The 11,855-nt window shown below is 47.8% G+C and carries 12 protein-coding genes; 1 reads left to right on the top strand and 11 read right to left on the bottom strand.

Annotated features, from left to right (window positions below; genetic code table 11):
• Nucleotides 1–6 precede the first annotated feature (6 nt).
• The 5 genes from agaV to AC3ISQ_RS04815 all read right to left on the bottom strand — a co-directional run bounded on the left by agaV (nucleotide 7) and on the right by AC3ISQ_RS04815 (nucleotide 5,712).
• The gene (gene agaV / locus AC3ISQ_RS04835) at nucleotides 7–483 is read right to left on the bottom strand and encodes a PTS N-acetylgalactosamine transporter subunit IIB (protein WP_489351048.1); all 477 of its coding nucleotides are present in this window, start codon (nucleotides 481–483) and stop codon (nucleotides 7–9) included.
• Nucleotides 484–485: 2 nt separating this feature from the next.
• Entirely contained in the window at nucleotides 486–1,769 is a 1,284-nt protein-coding gene (locus AC3ISQ_RS04830; protein WP_489351046.1) for a D-tagatose-bisphosphate aldolase, class II, non-catalytic subunit, read from the bottom strand.
• 23 nt (nucleotides 1,770–1,792) lie between these two features.
• Nucleotides 1,793–2,566, bottom strand: a complete 774-nt coding sequence (gene agaR, locus AC3ISQ_RS04825) for a transcriptional repressor AgaR (RefSeq protein ID WP_489351044.1) — start codon at nucleotides 2,564–2,566, stop codon at nucleotides 1,793–1,795.
• A 372-nt stretch (nucleotides 2,567–2,938) separates the two neighbouring features.
• A complete protein-coding gene (locus AC3ISQ_RS04820; RefSeq protein WP_489351042.1) occupies nucleotides 2,939–4,600 on the bottom strand; it encodes a multidrug ABC transporter permease/ATP-binding protein in 1,662 nt (553 codons plus the stop codon).
• Nucleotides 4,601–4,743: 143 nt separating this feature from the next.
• On the bottom strand, nucleotides 4,744–5,712 hold the full coding sequence (locus AC3ISQ_RS04815; RefSeq protein WP_489351040.1) for a TerC/Alx family metal homeostasis membrane protein: 969 nt from the start codon (nucleotides 5,710–5,712) through the stop codon (nucleotides 4,744–4,746).
• A 592-nt stretch (nucleotides 5,713–6,304) separates the two neighbouring features.
• On the opposite strand from AC3ISQ_RS04815, the gene AC3ISQ_RS04810 reads away from it, so the two are divergent.
• The gene (locus AC3ISQ_RS04810; protein ID WP_489351038.1) at nucleotides 6,305–6,856 is read left to right on the top strand and encodes a tyrosine-type DNA invertase; all 552 of its coding nucleotides are present in this window, start codon (nucleotides 6,305–6,307) and stop codon (nucleotides 6,854–6,856) included.
• A gap of 47 nt (nucleotides 6,857–6,903) precedes the next feature.
• Here the strand turns inward: AC3ISQ_RS04810 and AC3ISQ_RS04805 are convergent, their stop codons facing one another.
• The 6 genes from AC3ISQ_RS04805 to AC3ISQ_RS04780 all read right to left on the bottom strand — a co-directional run bounded on the left by AC3ISQ_RS04805 (nucleotide 6,904) and on the right by AC3ISQ_RS04780 (nucleotide 11,849).
• Nucleotides 6,904–8,280 (bottom strand): FKBP-type peptidyl-prolyl cis-trans isomerase N-terminal domain-containing protein, encoded by a 1,377-nt coding sequence (locus tag AC3ISQ_RS04805; RefSeq protein WP_489351036.1) that lies wholly within the window; start codon nucleotides 8,278–8,280, stop codon nucleotides 6,904–6,906.
• Nucleotides 8,277–8,708: a hypothetical protein gene (locus AC3ISQ_RS04800; RefSeq protein ID WP_489351034.1), complete on the bottom strand. Its 432-nt coding sequence runs from the start codon at nucleotides 8,706–8,708 to the stop codon at nucleotides 8,277–8,279. Before AC3ISQ_RS04800 ends, AC3ISQ_RS04805 begins: the two co-directional genes overlap by 4 nt.
• A gap of 4 nt (nucleotides 8,709–8,712) precedes the next feature.
• Nucleotides 8,713–9,534, bottom strand: a complete 822-nt coding sequence (locus AC3ISQ_RS04795; RefSeq protein WP_489351032.1) for a hypothetical protein — start codon at nucleotides 9,532–9,534, stop codon at nucleotides 8,713–8,715.
• 89 nt (nucleotides 9,535–9,623) lie between these two features.
• Nucleotides 9,624–10,292, bottom strand: a complete 669-nt coding sequence (locus tag AC3ISQ_RS04790) for a helix-turn-helix transcriptional regulator (protein ID WP_489351031.1) — start codon at nucleotides 10,290–10,292, stop codon at nucleotides 9,624–9,626.
• A 20-nt stretch (nucleotides 10,293–10,312) separates the two neighbouring features.
• Nucleotides 10,313–11,020 (bottom strand): LuxR C-terminal-related transcriptional regulator, encoded by a 708-nt coding sequence (locus AC3ISQ_RS04785; RefSeq protein ID WP_489351029.1) that lies wholly within the window; start codon nucleotides 11,018–11,020, stop codon nucleotides 10,313–10,315.
• A gap of 295 nt (nucleotides 11,021–11,315) precedes the next feature.
• Nucleotides 11,316–11,849: a fimbrial protein gene (locus AC3ISQ_RS04780; protein ID WP_489351027.1), complete on the bottom strand. Its 534-nt coding sequence runs from the start codon at nucleotides 11,847–11,849 to the stop codon at nucleotides 11,316–11,318.
• Nucleotides 11,850–11,855 lie beyond the last annotated feature (6 nt).

The following is an 11,855-nucleotide window of genomic DNA, read 5'->3' as shown; positions in this document are numbered from 1 at the left end:
CTGTGCTCAGCCGAGCAGTTTGCTGATAGCCTCGCCAGCTTCATCCGGCACGCGGCGCACTTCACATTCCACACCCTGCGCCATCAGTTCACGGAAAGCGGTCACATCACCGTCATCCACCGAGACCGTTTTATGGATCTGCCGCTTCCCTTGTGCAAAATGCATATTGCCGACGTTAACAAAGGTAATTGGCACCCCGCCTTTCACCAGCGTCAACACGTCCTGCGGCGTTTTGCACACCAGAAAAATCTTCTGTCGATCCGCCGCCTTGTGGATCACATCAATGGTTTTTTGCAGCGTGAAGTAGCGCGTCTGCACGCCGTCCGCGACCACCATATCCATCAGGTTCTGCTGTACCGGATCGGCGGCAGCTTCATCATTCGCCACCACCACCAGATTAGCGCCCAGTGTGTTGGTCCAAGTGACGCCCACTTGCCCATGCACTAATCGGTTATCAATACGGGTCATTAGGATGTTTGGCATGATTACAGCACCTCCGGGTAACAAGCAGCGTGATAGTCATCGAGCACTTGAGTCACTTTATGCAGTACCCAGTCTTGCGGGTTCTGACTCAGCTCTCCGGCGTTCAGCGCACGAGCCTGATCGGGTAAATACTGACTCAGCAGCGACAACGGAACCGGATGACGACGTAGATTATCCATCAGCCCATCCACCGCTTGTTGCACCTGCGGCTGTGGCCAGTAATAACGCACACGGTCACTGAGGCTGTAATGACGATCGAGGTATTGTTGATGTGGGCTGCCGTGGTAATAGCGGCTCCACTGTTGGGGTTGCTCGCGCATCACCTGTTCGAGCGTGGCGCACAGTTGGGCGGATTGATGTTCGCCGAGCCATTCACGTTCTATATGATCCAAGGCGAACAACGCCTCACGTAGCGCAAAGGTCAACGCCGGCCCGACTTTCAGGATGGCAAAATGGTCGCGAACCAATTGTTTATAGGCTAACGGTGCTTGGTAATCGGTGGAGTGAGCTTCGTAAATCAGCCCCGGTTGCTGGGCGATGAACTGGCTCAGCGCCGTCGCCTGCTGCGGTTGGTAGTGCTCTACACCGTGGTGATCGAATTCGACGCCCGGTTGCACCACCAGTGCGATCACCCGTTGCCAAGCGTGGGTCAATTCCGCCTGCTGCCAAGCCTGACGGTGAGCAGACAGCGTATGCTGTACCGCCTGTGGCGTCGTGACTTGCACGCCGTCCAAGGTTTCATGCGCGCCGCCCGGTACAGGGACTTCGGTTCCAATGACGTAGACCGGCGCTTCACCGCCACTTTGCTGCCATGCACCTTCAGCGACCGCACATAGACGAGCGGCACGGGCAGCCACGGTTTCATCGCTCAATGGGGTAGGATCGTCAGCACAAGACATCGAACAATCCAGATGAATTTTGCGAAAACCCGCGCGCACGTAATCTTCGATCAGAGTTTCCGACAAGGTCATGGCTTCCTGCGCCGGACGATCTTGCCAAGCATTGGGCCCTAAATGATCGCCTCCTAACCACACGCGATCGCGCGCTAACCCAACCTCATCAGCCATCTTCCATAAGGCATCACGAAACTGTGCCGCCGTTTGGCCAGTGTAGCCACCAAACTGATTAACTTGATTTGAGGTTGCTTCCACTAATACTGGCGTGCCGCGTGTTTTTGCCTGCTGTAATGCGGCTTGCAAAACCCAAGGATGGGCGGAACAAACGGAAAAGATCCCTACCGGCATACCGGCTTTGTGCTGTTCGACAAGCTGTAACAACTGCTGCATGAATCCCCCATGCAGGCACTGTGTTAACGATCGGCAATGATAACTTCCACGCCCAGATCGATTAGCGCCCGCTCGTATTCCTCCGGAAGTCGGCTATCAGTAATCAGCCGATGAATTTGTCCGGCCTCACGAATCATACAAAAGCTCTTACGACCAAATTTGCTGGCATCCACCACGGCGATAATCTCGCGCGCCACCTCGCACATCACACGGTTGAGGTGTGCTTCACCGGGGTGAGGTGTGGTGATACCCGCTATCAGATCGAAACCATCGACACCTAAAAACAGCTTGTCGAAACGGTACTGGCGCAATTGCTGCTCGGCAGCCGGACCATAGAGCGAATAGGAGTTACGGCGCACGCTGCCCCCCAACACCATCACTTCTACCCCATCATTACCGGAAAGCTCATAGGCGATATTCAGCGCATTAGTCATCACCACCAGATCGCGCCGCCCTTGCAAAAACGGGACAATCTGGGTGGTGGTAGACCCTGAGTCGAGGATCAGCGCATCACCATCACACACGTAGCTGGCAGCCACGCTAGCAATTTGCGATTTAACATCGCGGTTCAATCGCCCTTTGTCACGCAATGGACGATCAAAGGCAAATTGCTGGTTGAGCATCGCGCCACCATAGGCGCGCAACGCACAACCTTTTTGCTCGAGAAAACGCAAATCATTGCGGATCGTCACCGTGGAGACGGCAAACTGTTTGCTGAGCTGCTCTACACGCACGCTACCGTGCTCACAAAGCTGGTCAATAATCTGTTCACGTCGTTTCGCGGTATTCACTGGCATGAGTTACATCCTCAAATTTCCGGTATTGCCGGGGCAGAAATCGCTTTCGCTCTACTGCGCAGGCATTACAGCAAAGCGAAAGAAGTGAAATTGTGATCGGAGTTACAACGCTGTTTTAGCAGAAAAAGGAGGGTAAAACCTTTCGAATCGAAATGGAGTGAAAGATTTTTTACGCAAGGAGAAGCAAAAATGAAATGTGGTTGAGGACGGTATAACACTCGCTATCCGCCCATATCGGGTAAGGGAAACGAAAGTGACGCCTCAATCTGGAGCTAATCTGACTTTTAGTTCCCAAAGTGAGGAAGATCACATAATGAATATTGAACCTTTATACGTCGCTTCTAGTTCGGCAACAAATTCAATCAATCAGTGTTATTGATTGCCATCAATCTGCGCCACAGAATCTCGGCTGGCGCGATCGCGCTCCTCACCACTCAGCTCACTCAACTGCCCATTACGCATTTCTAATAAGCGGTCGGCGTGCTCAAAATAGTGATCGTCATGGCTGATGGCAAACACGGTTTTCCCCATATTGCGCAAATAGGGTAACAATTCGCGATAGAAAGTCCGGCGGAATTGCGGATCCTGATCGGCAGCCCATTCATCCAATAGTAAAATCTCGCGTTGCTCCGCGACCGCCAATAGCAATGCCAGACGTTTACGTTGCCCTTGGGATAGCTGTGGATTGGTCACACGATTACCGTCAAACTCTAGCTTGTGTTGCATCTTCAGGCGTTCAAGCCAGGTAGTCACCAATGCCGCATCCGGTTCCTTCCCTTCCGGCCCTTGCAGGTGTTTGAACTGATAGAAATCGGTAAAGATAGCGGAGAACAGACGGCGATAATCCTGCATCTCGGTGCTTTGTTGCACGACGCCATCCAACAAAATTTGTCCGCTGGTCGGTTGGTATAGCCCAGTCAACAACATTGCCAAAGTAGATTTACCGCTACCATTACCGCCAATCAGGAACACCAGCTCACCGCGTTGCAGGGTCAGGTTAATCGGCCCGACGGCAAAACCAGCACTCTGCTCTGTGTCGGTATAGTGGAACACCAAATCCCGCAGTTCTAGTGTTTGCCATGCAGGAGCTTGAGCCACGGGGAATGCTGGCTGGTAATCCGCCAGCTTGAGCGCTTTGACTTTATTGAATGCCACTTCTGCGCTAATTAAGGTTGGGAATGCCCCCACCGCCTGCAACAACGGCGTGCGCAGAAATAGCAACGTCAACGAATAGGTTGCCGCAACCGCGGTATCTGCCCATCCCAAGCCATTAGCCATATAGAACACTAAACCAATCGCACCCAACATCATGATATTTGACCAGTTAACCGCACTGAGGTGGAAAGTATCAGCACGAATAACGTGATAGCGATAATCCTCAGCATCCGGCTGATAGGCTTGTTGATACAGCGTTCGAGCACGATCGCGATTTAGCGCCAACTCTTTGCGACCGTCAATAACGGATTGATAGTGTTGATACAGGCTTTCTTCCGCTTCACGTACCTGAGTCAAATGGCTGTATACCTTGGAAACCAGATACCAACTGCCAAAAATAGTCACCGCCACCCAAACTGCGGTCACGATCAACATTTGCGGCGATAACCAACCCAGATAAAGTGCCGAACCGATGGTCAGAATCACGCCCTGCACCAGCTCAGGTAAACGTACGAAGGCGATAGTAATATTACGAATGTCGCTCGACAGGCTCGCCAGCAACGAAGCGCTGCCAAGCTGTTCCAAACGCTCAATATGAGTATCCAGAATACGCTTCACCAATTGGCCGCGTAACCGGTAAACAAAGTGGTGTCCCAGAGTGGTGAGTGCGAGTTGAGAGCCGAGCGTCACCGCCATCAGTAATCCCAACAAGCCTAGAAATTCAGGTAAAACGGCGAGAGCATCTCCAGAAACCGTCATCAGTCGTTGGTTGATAAACGCAATGATGCCAATACCCAATGCCGCACTGAGCATAGTCAACAGCATAACTGCCAAGAATGGCCAGCGATACTGGTGATAAACCACCCGAAGCAACTCCATGAAACACCCTTATACCGAGAAACAAAGAAAGCAGGCATTGTAGTCAGCGTGAGAGTGATAGCAATAATAATTCGCATCCACTCCCCTGTTGGTTTTAAACAACAGGGGAGTGGACTTAGGGGATTTGACTTTTATCGGCGAGATTACGAGGTTTGCGGCTTCGGGAACACCAAGCTGGCTAACACGCCCAGAGTTAGAGTACCAAGAACAATAACCAAACTCTGTCCAGCGCTGATATCAGCAGGGATAAACGGGAAACGAGCATGAACGGCGTCGCCAAACGGGTGATAAATCAGTTTCGCACCAACAAAGATCAGTACCACGGCCACCGCCTTTTCCAAATGCACCAGATATTTCACTGCCGCACTCAAGACAAAGAACAGAGCACGCAGCCCCAAAATGGCAAACAGCATCGCCGAATAGACTAATAGCGGTTCTTTGGTAACACCAATGACCGCAGGTACAGAATCAAAGCTGAATAAAACGTCACTGAGTTCAATGACAATAACGCATAGCAGCGCCGGAGTAATATGTTTGACGCCATTGATCACCACCATAAAGTGGTTACCATGTAACTGCTGAGTCACCGGGTAGAGCTTACGTGCCCAACGGGTTGCCCAGTGCTGGGTATAATCGGTTTCTTCGTCATCATCACTGCCACGAATAATCACCACGGCAGAATAGGCGACGATAATACCAAACAGCACTTGTACCGACCAATGCAGGTGGAACAGAGCCGAACCTAAGGCGACAAATATCGCGCGGAAAACAATCGCACCAGCAATACCCCACATCAAAATACGATGTTGCAATGCGGTACTGCGAATACCGAAACTGGCAAAAATCGCCATAAATACCATTAAGTTATCGACACTAAGGGATTTTTCCAGCACATAACCGCTCAGGAACAGTGAAGCAAACTCCTGGCCATGGCGTGCCCAGATAAACGCAAAGTAAAATAGGGCTAGCATGATCCAGAATACCGACCACTTAAGCGCACTTTTCACGCTAATTTCATCACCTTGGCGATGACCAAAGAAATCGACGAACAGTGATAATGCCAAAACTCCACATAATACCAAGGCATCTATGACAGGAAAGTCAACGTCCATTTTATTTTTCCAATTAAATAAATTTAAATCTATAAGAGGTTAAGATATCGAAACAAAATGAATGAAGATAGTAAGCAGGCAATCCTTACAATATATTCAGAACAGGCCTACAAGGCTCAACAATTCATTCACTCGATAAATAATTATCGAATAATCATAGCCACCATACCTAATTTAATTCAATGCAACAACACCAGGCGAATAAAAAACTGTTTACAGCTAATGACAGGTGGGACAGATAAAACCAGACGTCACCGTGGTTACATCATCCTATCCATAACCAGCCCTAGGGCAATTTACATGAACACCTATATAAATCTAGGAATGCAAAAAAAATGTCATTAGCACCTAACAGGAACATTATAAAATCAACAAGCAATCTATCATTTATTAATCATTTACTTTTCTCTACATATTATTTTTATTGCTAAAAAGCCAACAACGACGTGACACACAGGCAATTTACACGGATTATTCCTAGATTACTGGATATTTATCCCTCTTGAACCAAACCATCATTAGGTGTTATTAATAGCATTGCCATAATAAAGTTTATCCTATAACATCCTACATTTATTTAGGGAATGTGAAAATGAAGAAACGGAAATTCCTCAGCCAAGTTGAGATAGAGCAATTAATTTCAGCTATTCCAGATGGGATAAATGGTGTACGCGATCGCTGTATGCTATTGATGTGTTTTATTCACGGGCTTCGGGTAAGTGAGTTATGTTCGCTACGATTACAGGACATTGATCTCGACACTAACCGAATCCACGTTTCACGCTTGAAGAATGGTTTTTCTGTTCAGCACCCCATCCAATCACGGGAACGGCGGGCTTTGTTGAACTGGCTAGGGCTACGTTCGCGTTATCTTGAGGCAGATAGCCAATGGCTATTCTTGTCACGCCACGGTGGGCAAATTTCACGCCAGCAACTGTACCGGCTGATCAAGACCTATGGTGAAATGGCAGGAATGAGTGTCCAGGTGCATCCGCATATGCTCCGCCACTCTTGTGGGTATGCGCTAGCGGATAAAGGGATCGATACCCGCTTGATTCAGGATTACCTAGGGCATAAAAACATTCAGAATACAGTTATCTATACGGCAAGCAACGTTGAGCGCTTTAGGGTCATATATATTTAATGCGAGCATATGGAAAACTCGCATTATAATATTACCGCGTGAGATAATTACTTATTAGCGATTTTGTCAGCAGGTAATATATCCAGTATCCGCAAGTTATAAACCATCGTTGCACCTGGCGGAATGTCAGGAGGTAGACCTTTATCACCATAAGCAAGGGACGGAGGAACAACCATCGTCATGCTGCCATGGTTCTGCAACTGTGCAATTGCCGCTTGGAACATCGGTGGATAGCTATTTAATGGCTGAGATACCGATGTTCCAGCGACGTCCATATCCTTGATCACTTTACCATTGGTCAAACTTTCCTTAACGACGACAGCAACAGTATCAGCCGGGTTTATTTTCCCTACCCCCAAGTAGTCAACGCGGTAATAAAACCCAGACTCGGCCTTTTTCACCTGTTTGTTTTTCTTAAACTGATCGATATAACGAGAACCGGTTAATTCTTCTTGCGATTTTATCTTGGCTTCTTTGGCATTCATTGCGACTTCAGTCTCATACAATGCCTTGGAGATTGCTGCCTGTGCGACCTTAAACTGCCCTGCGAAAGCGTCCTGTACCCCGGCCAACGCCAGTTGGTTATCAACCTGAACACCCTGCGCAGCCTTCTCTTTTAGCAGAGCTAACATGTCATTACCCAATGAGCTGCCAATCGCATAATCGCGAATCTCAGCCTCAGTTTTAGGTATCACTATGGCCGCCTTGGCATCGGCTTGCTCTTTTTTTAACTTCGCTAGATCTTGCTGTAACGTTTTGTTTTTCTGTTCTTTCTCATTCGCATTAGTGGTTAATGATGCAATTTGTTGTTGTGATTTTTCGGCTATCTGTTGGTTTTCTTTAGCCTTTTCAGCTTGAGCGCGCGTCAAGGTATCAAGCTGTTTTTGCAGAGTAGAGCTTTGTTGCAAACTACGATCCAGATCCCGTTGTAACCGGACATTGTCCTGTTGCTTGGTTGTTTGCAAAGTCGTTGCGGCAGCCAGTTGTTGCTGCATTTTGTCCGTACTTTGCAAACTCTTCTGCAAGACCTGTTTCAAACGTTCGACTTCACCACGCGCATCCGCATCGGTTTTCACACTTTGCCGTAACTGTTTGAGCTCCGCAGCCTGTTGCGCCAAAGAAACATTCAATTGGTTATTTTTCACCTGTAGCGCTTTCAACTCACGAATCGAAGCGGCCGATTCGGCTTTCGGTTTAGCCAGTTGATTCTTAGCCTGACGAGACACGGCCTTTTCTTTCGGCGGGGTGACGGCATCAATTTGGGAAGGCGTTAACAATAACAACGCAGGCGCACCATCCACTTGACTGGTAATTGCATCCAGAGACTGTAGGACACTCTCATTATTTGGCTCTTCTACAGCGAGAGCTAGATTAAACGGCAGAGTCAAACCAAGCAGAAAACTATACTTTATCCCTTGTTTCACTTCACACCCTCCCCTCTACGGATCAAAGCTTCTAATACATCCCGCTCGATCTGCGCACAAACCTGATTCGTTTTATATTTGTACAGTGCATCCAGAGTATCTTTGGTTTGCATGTTCACATCACCACGTATCGCGCTGTAGACCGAAGCGCTACGAAGCAAGTTGTCAAAATAGGCTTTTCTGACCGCATAAGCCTTCGGACTGATCATTTTCAGCGAGGTTAATTCGCTCTGACAGATACTAATACGCTTCTCTTTCATTTCTGGCGCAGGTTTAGTCGCTGTGGTTACGACAGCCGGTGTTGGCTGAGGTCGCGGTGTCACCGGTGGCTTACTGGCAGTTTGACACCCCACTAACAGTAAGCAGCCTCCCAGTGCCATGCCTGCTAGACATTGCCCATATCCGTTATTGGTTTGAAACTGTTTCACGTTGCTATTCCTTTCTTAATGGGTAATGGCCCGTCATGGCTTTATTGGTGTGGACAACATCCAAAACCGACAACCATGTTCTTGATGTTTTGATGCTGATATCGGTTAGCAAAAAAACTGGCGTTCTTGCCATAGGCTGACGAGATTGGGCTGTGGCGGAAGAACGCTCCTGATATAAGTTCTCTAACATTTCTCTCATCGCCACTAACGCTGCACAGTGAGTAATGCCCAGTTTGCGCATCGCTTTGCCTTTCAATGCCACCACCGTTTTTTGTCGGCGATATATCAATGCCGCCGTTTGCTGAACTGAATAGCCGCTGAGTAAATACTGCAAAACGAGGAGCTCGTTTGAACACAGCACCTGAGGCTTATCCCTTCCGTCTCTCGGAGTGAAGAGAGCGGCATGAATACGTGGGCTGTAATAGCCAATGCCCTGAATCATCAGCCTTAAAGCACGGCTCAGTTCCAATAGCGGATCGTGCTGACTGATGATGCCGCTGATAGATAACTTGGACAGTTGTTGCAGCAAATACGGGATATACACGTCAATCAACGCGATAATCTTCATCTGCGGGTGCAGTCGCTGTTGCGCACGAATCAGCATCAACCGTTGCTGCCAATCAGTCTGTTGGCTATAGAAAGAGACTATCAAGGTGTCCACTGGCTGAACGGAAAGCAGGTACTGGGCTTTTGCCAGTGAACCCGTGTTCCAAGCCAGACAAGCATTCTGCTGTTCATCAGCCAGCAAATGTTGAATACCGCTGGCAGTTATCTGACAAGGGGCGAACAGCGCAACACGCGACATCGAAAGGTTCCGAGTGATCATACTTATTCCCTTACGAAAAACAGGACGCTCAACGCCGCGGCCAAGCCATGCGGTTCCTTATGGCTTTTATTTAACAAAAATGGTGCGACTTAATTAGTAGCAAACTGCTGGGTAATATTTCCTTTTAGCGAAAATAACTCGCTATCATTTCTCACCTGCAATTTGCGCATGGCATTACATTTGTGCGCACTAATAGTTTTAATACTACGTTGCTGCAAATCAGCAATTTGCTGCAGGCTCATCCCATTGAATAAGAAGGCTAAAACGTCATTTTCACAACGAGTTAAATAGCAGGTTCCCACGAAATCATCACTATCGGACTGCGCCAAATAGGTACCTATTTTCGGGCTTAATACACGTTCACCAGCAAACACACGGCTGAAAAATACCCCCACCTGCATCAAACTATCATCACGGGAAATCACGCTGATGTTTTGCATCTTCAGTAATGCGCGCAACTCATCACCGTTTTGGCAACGGGTATAAACCAATACTTTCAATGTCGGCAATTGGTTACATAAATCCAGCAATGCCGTTTTGCCTCCAACCAACGTTTCATCCAACCCATTCAGTTCGGTAATCAGGATATCGACCGGTTGATACAGTAAATTTTCAACCACTGCATCCATACGGGTTTCTTGCATCGTAATTTCATTCACAATGCCTAACATTTCGATAAAAGACGACAGCCCATTCAGTGTTAACGGGCAACGATCCATCAAAGCGACACGGATTGGTTTTTGCACTAAAGAGTCCATATGTGCTCCTGTCTAAATAATCACTGAGTAAACATTGGGCCGGTTTTGGCCATCCACTTACCTTGTAAAAAGAGTTCCCCATCGTTATGAAAGCCCAATTTATGCATAGCATTACGCTTATGGGTACTAATCGTTCGCACATCACGATGCATCATTAAGGCGGCGGTAGTGACACTCTTACCGGAGAATAAATAAGACAGCACATCCAATTCGCGTGCGGTCAATGGTTTACTTTTGCCATCATCATGATTCAGCAATTGGCGAGCTTTATGGCTATAGTTACGGCGCCCAAGCAAAACCTGTTGCACACAATGCGCTAATGCGATGGGCGGTTCATGTTTCAATACCAGCCCTTTAATGCCAGATGCCGTCACTAATTGCAGCACGCGCGAATTTTCTAGTGCCGTGCAAACAATGATCGGAATGGTAGGCCAGTGTTCAGGGCATAAAGCAATCAACCGTAATCCATCCAACACCGATTCATCAGCACCGCATAACTCCATGACCAATAACTGGGGTTGATAATTACGCATCAAGCCGGGAATATCAGATAAATTACAGGCCTCAACGACGTGACATGCCGTACCACAGGTCTTTAATAACACATTACGCATACCAATAGCGGTAATGGGACAAGACTCCATGACAACAACACTCTCACTTTCTTTTTTCTCAAACTCTGTAGAAGTATGTGCCGTACCACGTTGATAGCTGCGAGCCATTATCATGTGATTCCTCCCGCCCCTATAGGGAAATATAATTCTAAAATGAAAGAATTAGTGATTTTTAATAGCCCACCCTTTTTGTGAGCTTATTAGCTACATGCAGTGAGAGTGAGCTTTTCGCCTAGCGGCAACTCGCAAATGCATGTAAAAATAAAAAATAATGAACAACAATAGAATTAAACATATAGACAACATGATAAATTTCCTTTTGCTATCGCAAGCTTCCTTAACTAAAAACATGCCCCGGTCATGGATGGGATAATGGGTAATACCACCGGGGCGCTAAAACGTTAATTAATTACAGATAGGTAAAGGTGACCTGAACGGTACCAATCACACTACCTGGTGTAGCTCCCCCCGCAAAACTATAAGCGCGGGCACGTAAATTAAAGGTAGTATCATTGGTGGTCGTACTGACGGGTTGAGTCATGGTTTTACCATTCCCCAAGTTTTGGGCAGCTGAGTTCTGGAGCTCAATCTGCACATTGTTCGCCTCACCGGTATTTTTATAAACATCTGCTTTTTCATCCGCGGGCAATCCGGTAAAAGTCGCGGTGACGGATGAAGTCGTGGTTGGGCAATCTTTCAAGGTCAATGGGAAATCAACCCAGTCACTACCAGAACTGGCGGTAGACAAGCTAGATGCCTGAATATTTTGCCCCAGATCAACGTTAACCCCAGTCCCTGCAGCATCTACGGTACAAGGCGAAGCCTTAATCGTTCCGGTGATATTTAATTGCGTATCGGCCTGTGCCGCACTCCCCAACAAGAGGCCAGCAACACCAGCTAATAACCCTGTTTTTTTCAACAGTGCCATATTATTTCCCTTCATTTTCGA

Source organism: Serratia sp. KH_031, from assembly GCF_057839655.1.
The sequence above is the reverse complement of the archived record's forward strand: the minus strand, read 5'-3'. Positions and strand labels throughout refer to the sequence as shown.